We start from the raw sequence: 20,082 nt of genomic DNA, 5'->3' as shown, positions 1-20,082 counted from the left end.
AATGGATGCATGAAGAAGATCGGGTTCCTGTCCTTCGGGCACTGGACGCCGCACCCGCAGTCGGGGACGCGGTCGGCGAGCGACGTGTTGCACCAGTCCATCGACCTCGCGCAAGCGGCGGAGGATCTGGGCGCCGACGGCGCCTACTTCCGCGTGCACCATTTCGCTCGCCAGCTCGCGTCGCCGTTCCCACTGCTTGCCGCGGCGGGCGCGAAGACGAGCCGCATCGAGCTCGGCACCGGCGTCATCGACATGCGGTACGAAAATCCCATGTACATGGTCGAGGACGCCGGCGCCGCCGACCTCATCTCGGACGGCCGCCTGCAGCTCGGCATCTCGCGGGGCTCGCCCGAGCAGGTCATCGACGGCTGGAAGTACTTCGGGTACGGCGCGGCCGAGGACGACCCGCAGGGCGAGGCCGCGGCGCGCCAGAAGACCGAGCTCTTCCTGCAGCTCCTCGAGGGCCGCGGCTTCGCGGAGCCGAACCCTCGCCCCATGTTCCCGAACCCGCCGGGGATGCTGCGGCTCGAGCCGCACAGCGAGGGCCTGCGCGAGCGCATCTGGTGGGGCGCCGGATCCGACGCCACCGCGCGCTGGGCCGCGCAGCAGGGCATGAACCTCATGAGCTCGACGCTCAAGAACGACGAGACGGGCGAGCCGTTCCACGTCCAGCAGGCGAAGCAGCTGCGCGCCTTCGCGGACGAGTGGGCGACGCACGACCACGGGTTCTCGCCGCGCACCTCCGTGTCGCGATCGATCTTCGCGATCACGAACGACACGGATCGCCGCTACTTCCTCGGCGGTGACACGGAGGACCAGATCGGCCACATCGACGAGAAGACCCGCGCGATCTTCGGCCGCTCCTACGCCGACGAGCCCGACGCGCTCATCGAGCAGCTGCGCCACGACGAGGCGATCGCTGAGGCGGACACGCTGCTGCTGACCGTCCCCAACCAGCTCGGCGTCGACTACAACGCGCACGTCATCGAGTCGATCCTCACGCACGTCGCGCCCGCGCTGGGCTGGCGCTGAGCGCGCGGGGCGCCGGTCAGAGGCCCTGGCCGGCGTCCCAGAGGCGCTCCGTCTGGCCGACGAGGAGGCCGTCGAGCGACGTGGCCTGCGCGTCGGTCAGCGAGGCGACGTAGTCGATGACGCCGCGCCCGGTCGCTCGGCGGCGGATCTCCTCCTCGCTCGTGACGTCGATGAGGTCGGGGCTTTCGCGCTTGACGCGCAGGTAGTCCTCCGTCGCGAGGTCGACGAAGTCGATCAGCCGCCGCGGGGCGCGCCGGACGTCGTGCGCGTCGTCGATCCACGCCGCGAACCCGTCCACGAGCCGCTCGAGGACGCTCGCCTGGCCCCGCTGATACACGGCGAGGTCCGGGCGGTCGAGGATGAACCGCTCGTGGAGGAACTTCAGCACCGCGACCTCGTGCCACGCCCTCCGGTCCAGGCTCACGTGGCCCGAGCGCGCGTCCGGCTCGCGCGTGACGAAGACGGACGCCTGGAGATGAGCGATCCACTCGGACGTGAACCCCGCGAGCGCGCGCTCCGAGGCGAGCGAGCCATCGAACGGCACGGCGAGGAGCCCGTCGACGACCTCCTCCGTGACCTTCGCGACGGCGCGCTCGAATGCATCGGGGTCCGCGATCCACGGATCCCTGGCTTCGAGCCGGCGCCACAGCAGCTCCAGCGCGTGACCGGGGGAGCGATTCGCGATCGCGAGGGCGGGCGCGTCGAGGGCGCGGAGCTCCGTGAGGTCGCGCCGCCAGGCCCGGAACTCCGAGGAGATCGTGGCCTGGTTGAGGAGGCCGGCCCGGTAGAAGTCGTCGAGGTCGTGCAGCGAATAGGCGATGTCGTCGGCGATGTCCATGATCGAGCACTCGATCGTCTGCTGGCCCTCCTCGATCAGGGGGTATGCCGCGAGCGCGCCCCGCATGTCGTCGACATCGGTGACGTAGGCGGAGAACTTCCGGGACCCGCCGCGCCGCCCGCCGCCGTGCCCGCGCAGCCAGGGGTACTTCAGGACCGCCGCGCGCACGGCCGCCGTGAGGTTGAGGCCGACGCCCGGCTGATCGTGCTCGTCGAGGCGGGTGAGGATCCGGAAGGTCTGCGCGTTGCCCTCGAACCCCTCCGCGAGGCGGAACTTCTCGCGCGCGATGCGGTCGAGCGTCTGCTCGCCGAGGTGCCCGAAGGGCGGGTGGCCGAGGTCGTGCGCGCTGGCGGCGGCCTGGACGACGACGGGGTGGCAGCCGCCGAGGTCCGCGACCGCGCGGCCCGTCTCGCCCTGGTCGGTGGACAGGTGCACCGCGATGGCGCGCGCGACGGCCGCGACCTTAACCGAGTGGGTGAGGCGGTTGTGCACCGCGAGGCCCGCGCCCGTCTGCGAGATCACCTGCGTCACGGCGGACAGCCGGGAGAAGAACGGGGAGAAGCGGATCCGCTCGAGGTCCACACGGTACTCGGGGTGGCGCTCGGCGCTCTGGAACTCGTCGAGCTCCTCGTCGGCGCGGCGCGCGGCGCGCGGGTCGGCGTTGGTCATCCCCCCATCCTGCCCGAGACGCGCGCGGCTCAGCGCGCGGCCAGCCGCGCCGGTCGGCGATGGCGCACAATGGGGGATCGTGACTTCCCCCGGCGCCTCGTTCCTCCTGCCCGCCGAGCTCGCCCACAAGGCGGGCCCCGCCGATATCGGCCCCGACGAGGAGCACTTCGCGCGCATCGCCCGCGCGCTCGAGGGTCGGCGCCGGGACGCCGAGCGGCGTCTCGCGGCCGCGCGCCGATCGGGCGGGCGCGACGGCCAGAGCGCCATGGACCGCGACATCGAGATCCACCACCTCTCCGCGCGGCTCGGCGTCCTCGAGCGCTACGGGCGCGACCTCTGCCTCGGGCGCATCGAACCGGAGGGCGGGGAGCCGCTCTACATCGGCCGCATCGGCCTCACGGACCCGGACGGGCGGCGCCTCCTCGTCGACTGGCGCGCGCCCGCGGCCGAACCGTTCTTCGGCGCGACGCACGCGCGGCCGATGGGGCTCACGGCGCGCCGGCGCTACCGCTGGGCGGGCGGCCGCGTCGTGGACTACTGGGACGAGGTCTTCGCCCCGGATGGCGGCAATGCGCGGCCGGCGCTCGACGACCAGAGCGCCTTCATCCGCACCCTGTCGGCCGCGCGGGGTCCCGCGATGCGGGACGTGCTCGCCACCATCCAGGCCGACCAGGACGCCATCATTCGCGCCCCGGCCACCGACGCGCTCGTCGTCGACGGCGGGCCTGGCACCGGAAAGACCGTCGTCGCGCTGCACCGCGCCGCCTACCTGCTCTACGCCGACGCCCGCATCTCGTCGTCGGGCGGTGGGGGAGTGCTGTTCGTCGGCCCCGGCGAGTCGTATCTCTCCTACGTCGACGACGTCCTGCCCAGCCTCGGCGAGGACAGCGTGCGGATCGCGACCATGCGGCGCCTCGTGCCCGAGGGCGCGGCCGCCGTGCCGGAGGCGTCCGACGCCGCGCGGCGCCTGAAGGGCGCGGGCAACCTCGAACGGGCGATCGCGAACGTCGTCCGGCGCTACGAGCGCGCGCCCGACGAGGACGTCGTGATCCAGGCCTCCTGGGCCGACGTCGACATCGAGCCCGAGGACTGGGAGCAGGCGATGGGGGCGTGCGAGGACGGCACGCCGCACAACGAGGCCCGCGATGCGATCTGGGAGGAGCTGCTCGAGTCGCTCACGATGCGCGGGGGCGAGATGCCGCCGCACCTCGCGCGACGGGAGCTGTCGAGCCACGCCCAGCTGCGCGCCGCGTTCGACGCCGTGTGGCCCGTCCTGGATCCGCCCGCCCTCGTCGAGGCGCTCTGGGCCGACGAGGACCTCCTCGCAGGCGCGGCCCCCTGGCTCGATCACACCGAGCGCGGCGCGCTCCGCCGCCCGCGCGGATCCGCGTGGACGGACGCGGACCTGCCCCTGCTCGACGCGGCGCGCGAGCTCATCGGCGACCCCGGCCTCGCCCAGCGCCGCAGCGCCCGGCGCGCGGCGCTCATGGCGGAACGCGAGCGCATTGAGACCGTCGTGGACTACCTCTCGGACGCGGACGAGGACGGCGAGGGCGTCTCCCTCATGCTTGCCGCCGCCGACATGCAGGAGCGCCTCGTGGACGACGGCGCGATCCCCACCGTCGACCACGATGCGCTCGCGGGCCCCTTCGCGCACGTCGTGGTCGACGAGGCGCAGGAGCTCACCGACGCCGAGTGGCGGATGCTCGTGCGCCGCTGCCCGTCGAAGAGCTTCACAATCGTCGGCGACCGCGCGCAGGCCAGGGATGGGTTCGCCGCGTCCTGGCGCGACCGCCTCGGGCGCGTGGGGATCACCCGCGTCGCCACCACCGGCCTGTCGATCAACTACCGCACCCCGGCGGAGATCATGGCCGTCGCCGAGCGCGCCATCCGCGAGGCGCTCCCGGACGCGAACGTCCCGCGCTCCGTGCGCGAGTCGGGCGAGCCCGTGGCGCGGGGCGCGCGGGGCGACCTCGAGCGCGTCGTCGAGGAATGGCTGGGCGCCCACGAGGCCGGTGTGCTGGCCGTCATCGGCGCCGACGAGGCCCCCCGCCATCCGCGCGTCCGGGTCATCCGGGCGCGGGAGGCGAAGGGCCTCGAGTTCGACGCGGTCGTGCTGGTGGACCCGGACCGCCTCGGGACGGGGATCGCGGGCGCCGTGGATCGCTACGTCGCCATGACGCGCGCCACCCAGCGGCTGTGGATCCTCACCTCCCAGGCGGATCCGGTTCCTACGCCAGCGTGAGGAACAGCTTCTCGAGCTCCTCGACGGACAGCTCCGGTTCCGTGCCCTCCTCGCTCGCGACCATGCAGTCGCGCATGGCCGTGGAGACGACGGCGAACCCCGCGCGGTCGAGCGCGTGCGTCACGGCCGACAGCTGCGTGACGACGTCGCGGCAGGGCCGATCCTCCTCGACGGCGGCGATCACGGCGTCGAGCTGGCCGCGGGCGCGCTTGAGGCGCAGCGCGATGCGGCGGCGCGCCTCGGAGTCGGTGGTGCTCATGCGGGGATCCCTTCGTCGATGGTCAGCAGCTCGCGCGACGCGGCGCGGAGGTGGTCGCGGAGCGTGATCGACCCGCCCGACAGCGACGCGGAGTCGAAGCCGGCCTGGGTCAGCACGCGGTGGGCGATCGCGGAGCGCACGCCCGAGGCGCACATCACGCGCACGGGCCGGCCCGCGGCCTGGGCGCGCACCTCGTCGAGGCGATCGCGCAGCTCGGTGTGGGGGACGTGCAGCGCCCCGGGGAGGTGCCCCGTGACCCACTCGTCCGCGCGCCGCACGTCGACGACGAGCGCGCTCTCGAGCACCTCGTCGACCTCGTCGGCGTACCAGAGGCGGAGCGTGCCGTCGGCGACGTTCTGCGCGACGAGGCCCGTGTGGTTCACGGCATCCTTCGCCTGGCCGTAGGGCGGCGAGTAGGCCAGGTCGAGGTCGATGAGGTCCTCGCCCGCGAATCCCGCGCGCAGCGCGGTGGCGAGCACGTCGATCCGCTTGTCCACGCCGTCGGTTCCCACCGCCTGAGCTCCGAGGAGACGGCCTCCCTCGCGCGCGACGTGCACGACGAGATGGATCTGCTCGGCGCCGGGGAAGTAGCCGGCGTGCTGGGCGGGGTGCAGATGCAGCGTGCGGTACGCGATTCCCGCGGAATCGAGCGCCTGGCGGTTGGCGCCCGTGAGCGCCGCGGTCAGGGATCCGACGCGGACGATCGCGGTGCCGACGGGCTGGGGGATCGCGCGGGCCTTCTCCGGGCGCAGCATGTTGTCGGCCACGAGGCGGCCGGCCCGGTTGGCGGGCCCGGCCAGCGCGACGGGGCGGCGCGCGCCCGTGGCGGCGTCGACGCTGAGGGTCGCGTCTCCGACGGCCCAGACGTGCGCGGCCGACGTGCGGCCCCGCTCGTCGACGACGATCGCGCCGCGCTCGGCGGCGACGCCCGCCTCCTCGGCGAAGCCCGTGTCGGGCCGTACGCCGATCGAAAGCACGACGAGGTCGGCGTCGATGCGCTCGCCGGTGGCGAGCTCGACCTGATCCGCCTCGCCACCGTGGTGCACGGCGGACGCCCCGACGCCCGTGACGACGCGGATCCCGAGCGCCTCCAGCTCGTCCGTCACCCGCACCGCCAGCTCGGATTCGAGCGGGGGAAGCACGTGCGCCGCCAGCTCGACGAGAGTGACGTCCAGGCCGGCGTGTGCCAGGGCCTCGGCCGCCTCGACTCCGATGAAGCCGGCGCCCAGGACGACCGCGCGCCGGGCGCCGCCCTCGACCCAGCCGCGGAGACGGATGGCGTCGGGAACGGTGCGCAGCGTGCTCACGCGCGGCGAGTCGAGCCCGGGGATCGGCGGGCGGGCCGCGAGGGCGCCCGGTGCGAGGACGAGCTCGTCGTAGGACAGCTCGACGCGGCCGCTCGGCCCCTCGGCCGTCAGCGACTGCGCCGCGATGTCGAGGGAGACGACCTCGTGGCGGGGGCGCACGTCGAGCGCGAGCGCGGCGCGCAGGCTCTCCGGCGTCTGCACGAGAAGCGCGCCGCGGTCGGCGATCTCACCGCCGACGTAGTAGGGGAGGCCGCAGTTCGCGTACGAGACGTCCTCGCCCCGCTCGAGCACGATGATGTGGGCGTTCTCGTCCAGTCGCCGGGCCCGCGCGGCGAAGCTCATGCCGCCCGCGACGCCGCCGACGACGACGATGGTCTTAGTGGTGGTCATACCTCCACTATACCCCCGGGGGTATCCGAGCGGGCCGATTCGGACGCGTCGTCATTCTCCCGCGCGCAGCGCGCGGTTCGTGCGGCGCGTCGCCACGGCGGTCCACGGGTCTTCCGGCCACGGATGCTTCGGGTAGCGCCCGCGCATCTCGCGACGCACGTCACCGTACGGGCCGTTCCAGAACGACGCGAGATCGGCCGTCACGGCGAGAGGGTGACCGCCGGGGGAGAGCAGGTGGAACAGCACCGGCACCCGCCCGCCGACGAGGCGCGGCGTGTCGGCGAGGCCGAAGACCTCCTGCAGCTTCACCGCCACCACCGGCGGCGCGCTCGGATCCTCCGGATCCGGGTAGGCGATCCGGACCGCGCGTCCCGAGGGAACCTCCAGTCGCTCGGGCGCGAGCTCGTCGAGTCGGGCCGCGTCCGGCCAAGGGAGCAGCGCCCGCAGCCCGTCGCGGACTTCAGCCGCGGTGGCCAGGCGCGGCGCCGGGGCGGCGAGCAGCCACGCGTCGAGGGCGCGCGCGAGCGCCGCGTTCGACACGTCGGGCCAGGGCGCCCCGAGCGCGCGCCGCAGGAGCGCCATCCGCGCGCGGAGCGCGAGGGTCCCCTCGTCCCACGCGAGCGCGGCGATCCCGGAGCGGGCGACGAGGTCGACCGTGGCCGCGCGCGCGTCCTCCGGCGTCGCAGCGGCGGGCGTCGCTCCGAGCTCGATCGCGCCGAGAGCGCGGACGGCGCGCACGCGGATCCGCCCGTCCACGACGCTCGCCTCGCGGCGCGTCTCGACGAGCGGCGCGCCGACGGCGAGCGCATCCGCCTCCGTCAGGGCCGCGCCCAGGCGCACGACCGCGCCCGTCTCGCGCGCGGCGCCGCCCGCCGCGCGCTGGACGTCGTGGACCGCGATCCACTCCGCCCCCGCCAGGCCGCTACCAGAGGGGAGGCTCGCCCGCGTCCCGCGCGCCAGCAGATACGCGCGCTCGCCGACGCGGCGGGCGATCGCGTCGGGCCGCGCGAGCGCGACGACCAGCCCGTCCGCGCGCTCCGCGCGGGGCGTCGCGGGCGCGGCGGCAAAGCGCGCGAGCCGATCCGCCTCCCGCGCCCACTCGCGTGCGACGCGGCCACCCCCGCGGAGCTCCGCGAGGATCCTCGCGAGGTCCCCGCCCGCGTCGCGATAATCGCCCTCGAGCGCCGCGACGATCTCGCCCGCCTCGCGCGGATCGACGCCCCACTCCGAGGCAGCCAGGAGCGCGCGCGCCGCGCGCGGGTCCACGGGAAGCCGGGCCGCGCGGGCGCCGTCCGGGGTCAGACGCCCGTCCGCCCCGACAAGCCCGAGCTCCACGAGCGCGCGGTGCGCGCTCCGGGCGGCCCCCTCCGGCGGCGGCGTCAGGAAGCGCATCCCCGTGCCGCAGGGAGCGCCCCAGGCCGCGAGCGTCAGCATCGCCGAGACGAGGTCGGCGTGGGCGATCTCGGGATCGTCGGCGCGACGGAAGGCGCCGAGGTCGGCCTCCGAGTAGGCGCGGATCGCCCGCCCCGGCCCCTGCCGCGCCGCGCGGCCCGCCCGCTGGTCGGCGCTGGCGCGCGAGGCCGATCGCGTCACGAGCCCTGCCATGTCCCGCACTGTGTCGCGCCGCAGCACGCGGGCGAGACCCGAATCGACAACGAGCCGGACGCCCGGGACGGTCAGCGAGCTCTCGGCGAGCGACGTGCTCACGACAAATCGCGGCGGATCGCCCGGCGCGCGGCCGGCGGTCGCCCGGTCCTGCTCGGCGCGGGGGAGCCGGCCGTGCAGGGCGAGGACCTCGGCGTGGGGCGCGCGCCGGCGCAGCGCGGCGGCGACCGCCTCCACATCCCGCACGGCGGGAGCGAAGACGAGCGCGTCGCCGTCGCCGTCGTGGGCGTCCGCGGCGACGGCCGCGAGGTGGTCGACGAACGCGCCGGTGACGCCGCGGTCGTCGCTGCGGGGCCCGATTCCCGGCGCGTAGGAGATGTCGAGCGGGTGCAGCGCCGCCGGCGCGTCGACGATCGGCGCGGGGGAGTCCCCGCCGATCTGCGCCGCGACGTGGTCCGCGTCGATTGTCGCCGACATCGCCACGAGCGTGAGGTCGTCCCGCAGCTGCCGGACGTCCGCGAGCATCGCGAGCAGCAGGTCGCCGTCGAGCGAGCGCTCGTGCACCTCATCCACGACGACCGCGGCGACGCCATCGAGGCCCGGATCCGCGAGGAGGCGCCGCAGGAGGAGGCCCGGGGTGACGAACTCGACCAGCGCATCCGCCGCCGTCACGCGGTCCCCGCGCACGGCGTACCCCACGCGTGCGCCGAGGGCCACGCCGTCAAGCTCGGCCAGGCGTCGGGCGGCGGCCCGCACCGCGACGCGGCGGGGTTGGGTGACGAGGACGCGCCCGCCGGTGACGTCGACGGCGAGCGGCGGAACGTAGGTCGTCTTCCCGGACCCCGGAGGCGCGACGATGACCGCGGATCCGCTCGCGAGAGCCGCGCGCAGCGCCCCGTCCACGTCGGCCACGGGGAGCCCGCGGCCGATCCGCGCGAGGTCGAAGGGCCGGGGGTCGCGAGTCACGGATCCATTGTGCCAGCGCCCGCGCATCGGCCTGAAGGTCGCCGATGACCCGCCTGGCAAGGTCCTGGGCGCAATTGTTATCGGTTCGTGATGTATGCGTATGCTGTTCGGACTCAATCGCGAGGGGCCGCCGTCCACCCCCACCCGAGAGCCCCTCGCGCCCTGTCATCGAGAGATTCCTCCGGCCGGGTGGGGGCGCGCTCCGGCGTCGCGGGACGGGACCGCGGAGATGAGTGTGTTCCAGAAGAAGAACTCCCCCCAGACCCCGTCCGGCCGCCGCGGAGCACTCGCGAAGAGCGGCCTCGTCGCGGCGGGCGTCGCGACCGTCGCCGGCGCCGTCCTCCTGCCGACGGCGGCCAACGCGGCCGACGGCGCCACGTGGGACGCGCTCGCGCAGTGCGAGTCCGGCGGCAACTGGGCGATCAACACGGGCAACGGCTACTACGGCGGGCTGCAGTTCTCGCTCTCCACGTGGGAGGCGAACGGCGGGTCGGGCAACCCGGCCGACGCCTCGCGCGAGGAGCAGATCCGCGTCGCCGAGAACGTCCTCGCCACCCAGGGCTGGGGCGCGTGGCCGACCTGTTCGGCGCAGATCGGCGCGACCGGGACGGCCGACACGAGCGCGTCCGCCGAGGTCGCGGCCCCGGCCGAGGAGACCGCCCCCGCGGAGGAGACCGCGCCCGCCGAGGAGACCGCGCCGGCCGCCGAGACTCCGGCGGCTCCCGCCGCGGAGGCCGCGCCCGCCGAGGCGCAACTGCCCGACGTCGAGGCGTCGGACGAGACCTACACCGTCGAGTCCGGCGACACGCTCTTCGAGATCGCCGAGGCGCTCGAGATCGAGTCGGGGTGGACCGGCATCTTCGCCGTCAACCAGGACCTCCTCGACGACCCCGACCTCATCGAGGTGGGGCAGGACCTCGTGCTCCCCGCGAGCTGACGCCCGAGACGCGCGGGGCCGGTCCGGAAGGACCGGCCCCGCGCCCGCGCGAGCTGGCAGGCTGGAGGCACCGCAGACCGACACGAGGAGCGACGAGTGAGCGTCCCCGACTTCGCCGCAACGGGCACCATCCGCGTCCGCGGCGCCCGCGAGCACAACCTTCGAAACGTCGACCTCGACGTTCCTCGGAATCGGATCGTCGCGTTCACCGGCGTCTCCGGATCCGGCAAGAGCTCGCTGGCCTTCGCCACGATCTACGCCGAGGCGCAACGGCGCTTCTTCGCCTCCGTGGCGCCGTACGCCCGTCGCCTCATCCAGCAGGTCGGCGCGCCCGAGGACGCGCCGTCGGCGCGCTACCTGCCGGCGGCACTGCGGGGAGAGGTCGCGTGACGGGCGTGCGGGTGCGCGCCATGCGCGCCGACGAGCACGAGGCCTTCCGCGCGATCCGGCTGCGCATGCTCGCCGACGCCCCGACCGCGTTCGGGGAGCGCCTGGCGGATGCCGAGCGCATCCCGGACGCCGAGTGGCGGATCCGCGCGACGCGCATGACCCGCCTCGGGCGGGCCGCGGTCATCGCTGAGGACGACGACGGCTGGTGCGGCATCATGCGCGGGCACTACAGCCCCGTGCGCGGGCCCGAGCTCGTGGGCGTATACGTCGACGCGCGGGCGCGGGGCCGCGCGGCTGGGGTCGCCGATCGTCTCCTCGCGGAGATCGTGGCGTGGGCGATCGATCTGGACGGCGACACCCTGACACTCGACGTGCACGAGCACAACGCCCGCGCGATCGCGTTCTACCGCGGCCGCGGGTTCGTCCCCACGGGGCACACCGAGGCGTACCCGCTGGATCCGACCACGCGAGAGGTCGAGATGCGGCGCCTTCTTACGACACCTTAAGGTCACAAAGTGGCGTAAGATCGCCCCATGGCACCACCTTCCGACGCCTTCGCCGTCTCCTGGGAGACGGTGCCGTGGGAGCGCGACGCCACCCTTCCCGCCTCTCGGCGCCAGCGGCTCGCCGCCCGCGGGCCGTACGCGGCCGCCATCCCGGCGCGGATCCGGGACACCGCCAGCGACATTGCACCGGACCTCGCCGCCGAGGCCGAGGACGCGATTCGCGAGATCGCGCGCTTCGACGCCGAGCTGACGGCGCGCGCCGGGGGAGCGGGCGACGAGATCGCGCCGCTCGCGTCCGTGCTGTTGCGCACCGAGTCCGCCTCCTCGTCGCAGATCGAGGGGGTCACCGCGGGCGCCCGAGCGCTCGCCCTGGCCGGGATCTCCCAACCGACCGGCCGAAACGCGGAGCTGGTCGCGCAGAACGTCGCGGCCATGACGCGCGCGATCGCGCTGTCGGACGAGATGGCCGAGGGCGCGATCCTGCAGGCGCACGCGGCGCTCATGGCGGGGGAGCGACACGCCTCGCCCGGTCAGTTCCGCACCGAACAGGTGTGGATCGGCGGGGGGCCGTCGCCACACACGGCCGAGTTCGTTCCGCCGCGCGCCGAGCGGATCCCCGGCGCGATGGCGGATCTCATGGCCTTCACGCGGCGCGCCGACATCCCGCTCCTCACGCACGCCGCCATCGCGCACGCGCAGTTCGAGACGATCCACCCGTTCGCCGACGGCAACGGCCGGGTCGGGCGCGCGCTCGTGCACGCGATGCTGCGCCGGGCGGGCGCCACCACGCGCATGACCGTGCCCGTCTCCGCGGGCCTCCTCGCCGACACGCGCGGGTACACGGCGGCGCTCATGGACTTCCGCCGGGGCGATGTGGAACCCATCGTGCGCGCGTTCGTGAACGCTGCTTTCCGCGGGGCCGCCAACGGACGCGTGCTCGCGGAGGAGCTTGCCCGGATCCGCGCGGGCTGGGAGGAGCGCCTGCCGTCGCGTCGCGGATCCGCCGCGCGTCGCCTCCTGGATGTCCTCGTGCGCCAGCCCGCGCTCACGACGCCGCTCGTCGTGGGCGAGCTCGGGGTCGCCTCGTCCGCCGCGCAGCGCGCGATCGCGCAGCTGACGAACGCGGGCATCATCGAGCCGCGTTCCGCGAACGCGCGGCGCAACCGCGTGTGGCTCGCGCCCGAGGTCCTCGACGCGCTCGACGCCTTCGCCGCCCGCGCGGGGCGACGCGACCCGCTCGCGCCCCGGTGAGCGCGGGTCCGCATGCGGCCTCAGGGGGAGCGCGCGCGGATACATGGTTTGGGTAAGCTGACATAATGTGCATTATCGGTGATTGCACGTACAGTTCGCCGGGCCTGGCGGTGCGCGTCCTTTCGGAGTCCCGACCAGTCGATACCCTCGGCTCATGAGCCCACGAGACGGGATCGCCACACGCCTCGCGCGGATGATCCGCCTTCCCACGGTCAGCGCCGAGATCCCGGATCGCGGCCTCGGGCCGTTCGAGGAATTCGTCGAGCTTCTCGAAGAGCTGTATCCGCTCACACACGCGCACCTCACGCGCGAGCGGATCACGGACCTCGGCCTGCTGTTCCGGTGGCGCGGCGCCACCGATGAGGATCCCGTCGTCCTCATGGCGCACTACGACGTCGTGCCCGCACGGCTCGAGGACGGCTGGTCCGAGGATCCGTTCGCCGGAACGGTCCGCGACGGCTGGGTCCACGGCCGCGGCGCGCTCGACGACAAGGGGCCGCTCATCGTCATCCTGGAGGCCGTCGAGACGCTCCTCGCCGACGGCTTCGTTCCCGCGCGGGACGTCTACCTCTCGTTCGGCGGCAACGAGGAATCCTTCGGCGCGGCCGCGCGGGCCATCTCGGACGAGATGCGGGCGCGCGGCATCGTCCCCTGGCTCGTGCTCGACGAGGGCGGCGCGGTCGTCGGCTCGCCCCTGCCGTTCGTCCAGGGCCCGACGGCGATGATCGGCGTCGGCGAAAAGGGCGCCCTCACGGTGCGCGCGAGGGTGCGCAGCGCGGGCGGGCACGCCTCGGCGCCGCGGCGCGGGACGGCGATCTCGCGGATGGCGCGCGCCGTTGCGCGCCTGGGGCCCCGCACCTTCCGGCCGCGCACTCCCGAGGCGATCACGCGGATGCTCGGCGCGTTCGCCGGGCGCGCGACGGGACCGACGCGCGCCGGGCTGCGCCTCCTCGCGCGCAACCGCTTCCTCACGGGCCAGGTCTTCGCCGCGGCGGGCGGCGAACCCGCCGCGCTCGTGCGCACGACGATCGCCGCCACGATGCAATCCGGCGGATCCGCCGCGAACGTGCTCCCGTCCGACGCGAGCGCGACGTTCAACCTCCGCATCGTTCCCGGCGAGACCGTCGCCGGAGTCCTCGCCCGCCTCCGGCGCCGCATCGCGGACCCCGGGGTCGAGCTCGAGGTGCTGGAAGGATCCGATCCCTCGCCCCTCTCCCCCGCCGACGGCCCCGCATTCGGCGCGGTCGCCGCGGCCGCCGGCGCCGCCTACCCCGGCGCCCTCGTTGCGCCGTACCTCATGATGCAGGCGAGCGACGCGCGGCATTTCCACCGGTTCTCCCCCGCGGTATATCGATTCGCGCCGCTCGAGATGTCCGCCGCCCAGCGCGCCTCGATCCACGGGGTCGACGAGCGCGTCGAGGTGGCCTCCCTCGAGCGGGGGCGCTCCTTTCACATCGCGCTCCTGACGGGCCTGTCATGACGCGCCTGGGCGCCCTTCTGGGCGTGGTCGGATTCCTCGCAGCGGTCGAATTCACGAGCGGCATCCTCCAGGGCTACTACACGCCCATGCTCACGGACATCGCGCGCCACCTCGGGATCCACGACGCCGACGTCAACTGGCTCGAGGGCACGCAGCTCATGCTGTCCGCGCTGGTCGTCCCGGCCTTCGCGAAGCTCGGGGACATGCTCGGGCACCGGCGCATGCTCCTCGTGTCCACGGCGCTGACCGCGGCGGCCTCGCTCGCGCTGCCCTTCGCCGACTCGTTCGCGGTGTTCCTCGTGGCCTGGACCCTGCAGGGCTTCTACGTCGTGTGGCTCCCGCTCGAGATCGCGCTCATCTGGGGGCGCGCCCGCGCCGGCGGTCAGCCTCCGTCGGTCACCGCCCGCGCCGCGGGAATCCTCGTCGCCGCGCTCGAAGCCGGCGCGATCGTGGGCGCGCTCGCGGGCGGCGCGCTCGTCGACGCTCTCCCTGTCCAGGTCGTGCTCGCCATCCCCGGCGTCGCCGTTCTCGCGTGCTTCTTCGTGATCCTGTTCGGCGTCCCGGAGTCCCCGCAGGTCGCGGGCGGGCGCCTCGACACGGTCGGGCTGACGCTCCTCTCCCTCGCGCTCATCGCGTTCACGGGCGGGCTGAGCCTCCTGCGCATCGGCGGGCTCGGCGATCCGCTCGCGTGGGCGATCGTCGCGCTCGGGCTCGCGCTCCTCGTCCCGTTCGTCCTCTGGGAGCTGCGCCACGCGGATCCGCTCATCGACGTCCGCCTGTTCCGCTCGGCCGCGCTCTGGCCCGTGTTCCTCACGGCCGGGCTGTTCGGCATGAGCGTGCTGGGCGCCCAGGCGCCGCTGTCCACGTTCGCGCGCACGGATCCGACCGTGGCCGGCTACGGGCTCGGCACGGCAGGGTTCGCCACGTCGCTGCTCATCGGGGTGTACCTCATCGCCATGATCGCGGGCGCGCTCTCGTACTCCCGCGCGGCGCGGATCCTCTCCCCGCGGCTGGCGCTCGTGGCCGCCGCGGGGTTGGTCAGCGCCGGCTTCTTCCTCTTCCTTCCGTTCCACGACACCTACGCGCAGGTCGTCGCGAACATGGCCGTCGTCGGCGTCGGCTCCGGCGCCCTCGTCGCGGCCCTACCCGCGACCGCCGCGGCGGCGGCCCCGCCCGCCCAGACGGGCGTCGCGACCGGGCTGACGAACTCGGTGAAGACCGTGGGCGGGGCGATCGCCTCGTGCGTGTTCGGCATCGCGCTCGCCACGGGCGCATCGGGGGGCGGCACCGCGGGGTCGCTCAGCGGCTATGTCACCGTCTGGGTCGTGTGCGGCGGGGCCGCCCTCGTCGCCGCGCTCGCGCTGCTGGCCGTGCCGCGGGACGCGTTCGCGGATCACCCGACCGCCGCCGCGGCGGCCGCGGGCGGGGTCTGACTCAGGCGCCGACGTACGCCGCGAGGTGCTCCCCCGTGAGCGTGCCCCGCGCGGAGACGAGGTCCGCCGGCGTCCCCTCGAACACCACGCGGCCCCCGTCGTGCCCCGCGCCCGGCCCCATGTCGACGACCCAGTCGGCGTGCGCCATGACCGCCTGGTGGTGCTCGATCACGATGACCGAGGAGCCGGAGTCGACCAGCCGGTCGAGCATCTCCAACAGCGCCGCGACGTCCGCGAGGTGCAGGCCCGTCGTCGGCTCGTCGAGCACGTAAACCTCTGCCCCCTCGGCCATCTGCACGGCGAGCTTCAGGCGCTGGCGCTCGCCGCCCGACAGCGTCGTCAGCGGCTGGCCGAGGGTGATGTACCCGAGCCCGGTCTCCTCGAGGCGGCCGAGGATCTTCCCCGCGGCCGGCACGCGCGACTCCTTCGCCGCGAAGAACGCCCGGGCGTCGGCGACGGGCATGTCGAGGACCTCCGCGATGTTCTTCCCGCCCAGGCGGTACTCGAGGACCTCGGCCGTGAACCGGCGACCGCCGCAGTCCTCGCACGGGGACGTCACGCCCTGCATGAAACCAAACTCGGTCGTGATCGTGCCGCTGCCCTTGCAGGTCGGACAGGCGCCGGCGCTGTTCGCGCTGAACAGCGCGGGCGCGACGCCGTTGGCCTTCGCGAACGCCTTGCGCACCGGATCCGGCACGCCCGTGTACGTGGCCGGGTTGCTGCGGCTGGATCCCTTCACCGGCTGCTGGTCGACGAACACCACCCCGTCGCGGCCCGCAACCTGCTCGGCGATGAGCGAGCTCTTCCCGGATCCGGCGACGCCCGTGAGTGCCACGAGCACGCCCGTCGGGAGGTCGATGTCGACGTCGCGCAGGTTGTGACTGCGGGCGCCACGCACCTCGATCGCCCCGGTCGGGGTGCGCACCGCGTCCTTCAGCGAGACCCGGTCGGCCAGGTGGCACCCCGTGACCGTGTCCGAGTCCCGCAGCTCGGCCACGGTGCCCTCGAAGGTGACGGTGCCGCCCGCGGATCCGGCGCCCGGACCGATCTCGACGACGCGATCGGCGATCGCGATCGTCTCCGGCTTGTGCTCGACGACCAACACCGTATTGCCCTTGTCGCGCAGCTGCAGCAGCAGCGCGTTCATGCGCTCGATGTCGTGCGGATGTAGTCCCGCGGTGGGCTCGTCAAAGACGTACGTCACGTCGGTGAGCGGCGAGCCGAGGTGCGCGATCATCTTCAGCCGCTGCGCCTCGCCGCCGGACAGCGTGCTCGCGGCGCGGTCGAGGGAGAGATAGCCGAGCCCGATGTCGACGAAGGAGGTCAGGAGGGCGTCGAGCGCGCCGAGGAGCGTCGCGGCCCCCGGTTCGTCGAGGCCCCGCACCCATGCGCGCAGATCGCTGACCTGCAGGGCGCACGCGTCGGCGATCGAGATCCCGGCGATGCGCGAAGAGCGCGCGGGCTCCGCGAGGCGGGTCCCGTCGCAGTCCGGGCAGGGGGCAAAGGCGACAGCGCGATCGATGAAGGCGCGGATGTGCGGCTGCATCTGCTCGCGGTCCTTCGTGAGCATGGACTTGCGCACCTGGGGCACCAGGCCCTGGTAGGTCATGTTGACGCCGCCGATCTTCACCTTCGTCGCCTCGCGGTGCAGGAAGTCGTCGAGCTCGGCGTCCGTGAACCGGGAGACAGGCGTGTCCGGGTCGAAGAAGCCCGACTCGGCGTAGAAGCGCACGCTCCACCCGCCGACCTTGTATCCGGGCACGAGGATCGCGCCGTCGTTGATGGACAGCGACGGGTCGTACAACTGGCGGAGGTCGAGGTCGCTCACCCGCCCCGTCCCCTCGCACCCCGGGCACATGCCGCCCAGCACGTGGTACTCCGCGCGCTGGCGCTTCGCCGCGCCCGACCGCTCGACGAGGATGGCGCCGGACGCCGTCACAGACGGCGTGTTGAAGGAGAACGCGTTGGGCGGCCCGATCTGCGGATCGCCGACGCGGCTGAAGAGGGTGCGCAGGAGCGCGTTGGCGTCGCTCGCGGTGCCGACGGTCGAGCGGATGTTCGCGGCAAGGCGCTCCTGGCCGACGAGGATCGCCGTCGTGAGCCCCTCGAGCGCGTCGACGTCGGGCCGGGCGAGCTGCGGCATAAACCCCTGCACGAACGCGCTGTAGGTCTCGTTGATCATGCGCTGGGATTCCGCCGCGATCGCGTCGAACGCGAGCGAGCTCTTGCCGGATCCTGATACCCCCGTGAAGACGGTTAGGCGGCGCTTGGGGAGGTCGACGTCGACCCCGCGGAGGTTGTTCTCGCGCGCACCGCGCACGCGGATCGTGTCGTGACGGTCGGCGGCGTGAGGCGCGGAATCGTGCGGCATGACCCCGATCGTGCCATGAGTGCGCGGCGCGCGGCGATAGGTTGGAGGGGTGAGACCCGCCGCCCCGCCGAGCCCGTCGATGCCGTGATCGGGGTGCTCACGGGCTTCGCCGTCGTCGGCGTCGCCATCATCACGGGGTACATCATCGGGCGCATCGACCTGCTCGGCGAGCACGGCGGCGCCGTGCTCGGGCGGTTGACCTTCTTCGTCCTCAACCCCTTCCTCATGTTCGTCGTCCTCTCCGACGCCGACGTCGCGATGCTGTTCTCGTCCCTGCTGCCCGTCTCGGCCGCCGCCGCCGCCGTGATCTTCCTCGTGTACGGGCTCGTGGCCAAGCTCTGGTGGCGACGCGGCTGGGGCGACACCGTTATGGGCGCGCTGTCCTCGGGGCAGGTCAACGGCAATAACGTCGGCCTTCCGATTTCGACCTATCTCCTGGGCAACGCGGCCTATTCGGCGCCGATCATCCTCATGCAGCAGATCGCCTTCACGCCCATCACCCTCGCCCTCCTCGACGCGATCTCCAGCGGCGAGACGCGCGCGTGGCGCGCCATTGTGCGCGTCTTCCGCAACCCGATGGTCCTCGGGTCCCTGGCGGGCATGACCGTCGCGCTCCTCGGGATCGACATCCCGCCGATCGTCCACGAGCCGCTCCAGCTCGTCGCGAACGCGGCGGTCCCCGTCATCCTCATCAGCTTCGGGATGTCGCTCAACGGCCAGCGGATCCTCACGCACCGCGGGCGCCGCCGCGACGTCATCCTCGCGACGGCGCTCAAAATCGTCCTCATGCCGGTCGCGGCATATCTCCTCGGCCGATTCGCGTTCGGCCTGGAGGGCCAGGCCCTCTACGTCGTCGTCGTGCTCGCCGCGCTCCCCACGGCGCAGAACGTCTTCAACTACGCCCAGCGATACGGCATCGGACTCGTCCTCACCCGCGACGTCGTGTTCCTCACGACGCTGGGGTGCGTGCCCGTGCTGTTCGCCACCGCGCTCCTGCTGGGGTGAGCGCGGTGGCCCGGCTCAGTCCGTGCCGTGGAAGCTCGAGACGTCGCCGCAGATCCGCTCGTTGTCCGCCGGGATCTCGTCGACCGCGGCGCGCGCAATCTCGCGGGCGAACTCGGCGACGTTGAGGAGCGATCCCGCCTCCTCGCGGCGCTGGTCGATCGCGCCGGGGTTCAGGCGGTTGAGCAGCGTGGCCGTGATCGTCCCCTCGATCATGTCGGCGGAGACCACAACGAAATCGATGCCGCGCTCCGCGAGCGCCGGGATCCGCTCGCGCAGCGCGTCCTCGCCCGCGCGCTTGGACAGCGCGACGGGCTCGTACTCGGGCATGGTCGGGGTCGTGCGGATGAAGTGCGCCTGGTGGCTCGTGACGAACACGACGCGCCCGCCCCGCGGCATGATCGGGAGGGCCTGCTCAAGCACGTTCAGCTGCGCGTCGCGGTTCAGGCGCATGGCGTAGTTCTCGCCGAGGTCCTGCTCCATGCCGCCCGACGCGTTCAGGACGAGCAGGTCGAGGCAGCCGAACACATCGTTCACGGCGCCCATCATCGAGCCGACCGATTCCGGATCCGTCAGGTCGGCGCCGACCACGAGGGTCTGGACGCCGTACTTCTCGTTGACCTCGCGCGCGAGCTTCTCGGCGCGCGGCGCCTTGTTGCGGAAGTTGATGACGACGTTCGCGCCCGCGGCGGCCAGGTCGCGCACGGTGTCGGCCCCGACGCCGCGCGAGGACCCCGTCACCAGGGCGGTCTTTCCGTCGAGGGATCCGGCGGGGAGGGGCTCAGTCACGGTGACTCCTGGGGTGGTGCGGGGCGCCCGCGCCAGGCGGGCCGATGACCCTTCGAGCCTATCGCGGCGGATCCGTCCTCCCCCGTGAGCGGATCCACCGAGCGGACGGGCGCGAGTGGTACGTTCCCGACATGACGGCAGGCCACCCGTACTTCGCCGCGCAGGAGAAGCCCCGCATCCTCGCCCATCGCGGGCTCGTCACCGCGGACATGGCCGGAGACGGTATCGCGGAGAACTCGGTCGCGGCGATCGCCGCGGCGCACGCCGCGGGCGCCACCTACGTCGAATCCGACTGCCACCTCACCGCCGACGGCGTCGTCGTGCTCTTCCACGACCCGCGCCTCACGCGCGTGACGGGCGACGACCGCGCGGTCGCCGAAGTCACCCACGAGGAGCTCGAGGGGCTCATGGCGGCGCGCGGCGGGCTCGCGACGATGGCGGACGCGCTCGAGGCGTTCCCCGAGGTGCGCTTCAACATCGACGTGAAGGCCGACGCCGCGGCGGATCCGGCGGGCCGCATCGCCAGCGCGCACGCGGAGCGCGTCCTCCTCACCAGCTTCGACGACCGCCGGCGCGGGCGCGCGCTCGCCGCCGCGCGCCGCGCGGGCGGCG

Annotated in this window: 15 protein-coding genes and 1 pseudogene; 10 read left to right on the top strand and 6 right to left on the bottom strand. The window is 73.8% G+C overall.

From position 1 onward, the window contains the following. Positions 1 to 9: 9 nt before the first annotated feature. Positions 10 to 1,032 (top strand): LLM class flavin-dependent oxidoreductase, encoded by a 1,023-nt coding sequence (locus GJQ66_RS07155; protein ID WP_155048674.1) that lies wholly within the window; start codon positions 10 to 12, stop codon positions 1,030 to 1,032. A gap of 16 nt (positions 1,033 to 1,048) precedes the next feature. Here the strand turns inward: GJQ66_RS07155 and GJQ66_RS07150 are convergent, their stop codons facing one another. Next, positions 1,049 to 2,539, bottom strand: a complete 1,491-nt coding sequence (locus GJQ66_RS07150) for a deoxyguanosinetriphosphate triphosphohydrolase family protein (RefSeq protein WP_155048673.1) — start codon at positions 2,537 to 2,539, stop codon at positions 1,049 to 1,051. A 79-nt stretch (positions 2,540 to 2,618) separates the two neighbouring features. Between GJQ66_RS07150 and helR the strand changes: the two genes are divergently transcribed. After that, a complete protein-coding gene (gene helR / locus GJQ66_RS07145) occupies positions 2,619 to 4,784 on the top strand; it encodes an RNA polymerase recycling motor ATPase HelR (protein ID WP_368732765.1) in 2,166 nt (721 codons plus the stop codon). Here the strand turns inward: helR and GJQ66_RS07140 are convergent. Genes GJQ66_RS07140 through hrpB form a run of 3 tightly spaced genes read right to left on the bottom strand, consistent with a single transcriptional unit; the run spans position 4,771 to position 9,311 of the window. Next, positions 4,771 to 5,043: a metal-sensitive transcriptional regulator gene (locus tag GJQ66_RS07140; RefSeq protein WP_155048671.1), complete on the bottom strand. Its 273-nt coding sequence runs from the start codon at positions 5,041 to 5,043 to the stop codon at positions 4,771 to 4,773. The two genes, helR and GJQ66_RS07140, sit on opposite strands and share 14 nt — an antisense overlap. Next, positions 5,040 to 6,740, bottom strand: a complete 1,701-nt coding sequence (locus tag GJQ66_RS07135) for an FAD-dependent oxidoreductase (protein ID WP_155048670.1) — start codon at positions 6,738 to 6,740, stop codon at positions 5,040 to 5,042. Before GJQ66_RS07135 ends, GJQ66_RS07140 begins: the two co-directional genes overlap by 4 nt. A gap of 51 nt (positions 6,741 to 6,791) precedes the next feature. Next, entirely contained in the window at positions 6,792 to 9,311 is a 2,520-nt protein-coding gene (gene hrpB / locus GJQ66_RS07130) for an ATP-dependent helicase HrpB (protein WP_368732764.1), read from the bottom strand. A gap of 229 nt (positions 9,312 to 9,540) precedes the next feature. On the opposite strand from hrpB, the gene GJQ66_RS15290 reads away from it, so the two are divergent. The 6 genes and pseudogenes from GJQ66_RS15290 (at position 9,541) to GJQ66_RS07100 (ending at position 15,308) form a co-directional block, all read left to right on the top strand. Further along, positions 9,541 to 10,248, top strand: coding sequence for a transglycosylase family protein (locus tag GJQ66_RS15290; RefSeq protein WP_155048668.1), 708 nt, complete (start codon positions 9,541 to 9,543; stop codon positions 10,246 to 10,248). A 96-nt stretch (positions 10,249 to 10,344) separates the two neighbouring features. Further along, positions 10,345 to 10,569, top strand: a pseudogene (locus GJQ66_RS07120) (ATP-binding cassette domain-containing protein); the annotation flags it as partial. Positions 10,570 to 10,634: 65 nt separating this feature from the next. Continuing rightward, entirely contained in the window at positions 10,635 to 11,144 is a 510-nt protein-coding gene (locus GJQ66_RS07115) for a GNAT family N-acetyltransferase (protein ID WP_368732763.1), read from the top strand. A gap of 27 nt (positions 11,145 to 11,171) precedes the next feature. Then, positions 11,172 to 12,395, top strand: coding sequence for a Fic family protein (locus GJQ66_RS07110; protein ID WP_155048667.1), 1,224 nt, complete (start codon positions 11,172 to 11,174; stop codon positions 12,393 to 12,395). Positions 12,396 to 12,549: 154 nt separating this feature from the next. After that, the gene (locus GJQ66_RS07105) at positions 12,550 to 13,875 is read left to right on the top strand and encodes a M20/M25/M40 family metallo-hydrolase (RefSeq protein WP_155048666.1); all 1,326 of its coding nucleotides are present in this window, start codon (positions 12,550 to 12,552) and stop codon (positions 13,873 to 13,875) included. Beyond that, positions 13,872 to 15,308, top strand: a complete 1,437-nt coding sequence (locus GJQ66_RS07100; protein ID WP_155048665.1) for an MFS transporter — start codon at positions 13,872 to 13,874, stop codon at positions 15,306 to 15,308. Before GJQ66_RS07105 ends, GJQ66_RS07100 begins: the two co-directional genes overlap by 4 nt. A 1-nt stretch (position 15,309) precedes the next feature. Here GJQ66_RS07100 and GJQ66_RS07095 read toward each other — a convergent pair whose 3' ends face one another. Further along, positions 15,310 to 17,679, bottom strand: coding sequence for an excinuclease ABC subunit UvrA (locus tag GJQ66_RS07095; RefSeq protein ID WP_155048664.1), 2,370 nt, complete (start codon positions 17,677 to 17,679; stop codon positions 15,310 to 15,312). A 15-nt stretch (positions 17,680 to 17,694) separates the two neighbouring features. Between GJQ66_RS07095 and GJQ66_RS07090 the strand changes: the two genes are divergently transcribed. Further along, positions 17,695 to 18,684: an AEC family transporter gene (locus GJQ66_RS07090; RefSeq protein ID WP_155048663.1), complete on the top strand. Its 990-nt coding sequence runs from the start codon at positions 17,695 to 17,697 to the stop codon at positions 18,682 to 18,684. Positions 18,685 to 18,699: 15 nt separating this feature from the next. Here the strand turns inward: GJQ66_RS07090 and GJQ66_RS07085 are convergent, their stop codons facing one another. After that, positions 18,700 to 19,470 carry an SDR family oxidoreductase gene (locus GJQ66_RS07085; protein WP_368732762.1) on the bottom strand — a complete coding sequence of 257 codons (771 nt, stop codon included), beginning with the start codon at positions 19,468 to 19,470 and terminating at the stop codon, positions 18,700 to 18,702. A 131-nt stretch (positions 19,471 to 19,601) separates the two neighbouring features. On the opposite strand from GJQ66_RS07085, the gene GJQ66_RS07080 reads away from it, so the two are divergent. Then, the coding region (locus GJQ66_RS07080; RefSeq protein ID WP_268866074.1) for a glycerophosphodiester phosphodiesterase family protein at positions 19,602 to 20,082 on the top strand (481 nt) is incomplete at its 3' end.

Source organism: Microbacterium sp. ZXX196 (assembly GCF_009709595.1).
GTDB lineage: Bacteria > Actinomycetota > Actinomycetes > Actinomycetales > Microbacteriaceae > Microbacterium > Microbacterium excoecariae.
Note: the sequence above shows the minus strand (reverse complement) of the source record. Positions and strands in the feature narration are given on the sequence as shown.

What these genes read in the sequence shown, in the direction of transcription:
- GJQ66_RS07100 (WP_155048665.1), top strand. Translation starts at nt 13,872, where the DNA reads ATGACGCGCCTGGGCGCCCTTCTGGGCGTGGTCGGATTCCTCGCAGCG.
- GJQ66_RS15290 (WP_155048668.1), top strand. Translation starts at nt 9,541, where the DNA reads ATGAGTGTGTTCCAGAAGAAGAACTCCCCCCAGACCCCGTCCGGCCGC.
- GJQ66_RS07135 (WP_155048670.1), bottom strand. Translation starts at nt 6,740, where the DNA reads ATGACCACCACTAAGACCATCGTCGTCGTCGGCGGCGTCGCGGGCGGC.
- GJQ66_RS07155 (WP_155048674.1), top strand. Translation starts at nt 10, where the DNA reads ATGAAGAAGATCGGGTTCCTGTCCTTCGGGCACTGGACGCCGCACCCG.
- GJQ66_RS07110 (WP_155048667.1), top strand. Translation starts at nt 11,172, where the DNA reads ATGGCACCACCTTCCGACGCCTTCGCCGTCTCCTGGGAGACGGTGCCG.
- GJQ66_RS07090 (WP_155048663.1), top strand. Translation starts at nt 17,695, where the DNA reads ATGAGTGCGCGGCGCGCGGCGATAGGTTGGAGGGGTGAGACCCGCCGC.
- GJQ66_RS07150 (WP_155048673.1), bottom strand. Translation starts at nt 2,539, where the DNA reads ATGACCAACGCCGACCCGCGCGCCGCGCGCCGCGCCGACGAGGAGCTC.
- GJQ66_RS07105 (WP_155048666.1), top strand. Translation starts at nt 12,550, where the DNA reads ATGAGCCCACGAGACGGGATCGCCACACGCCTCGCGCGGATGATCCGC.
- GJQ66_RS07140 (WP_155048671.1), bottom strand. Translation starts at nt 5,043, where the DNA reads ATGAGCACCACCGACTCCGAGGCGCGCCGCCGCATCGCGCTGCGCCTC.
- GJQ66_RS07095 (WP_155048664.1), bottom strand. Translation starts at nt 17,679, where the DNA reads ATGCCGCACGATTCCGCGCCTCACGCCGCCGACCGTCACGACACGATC.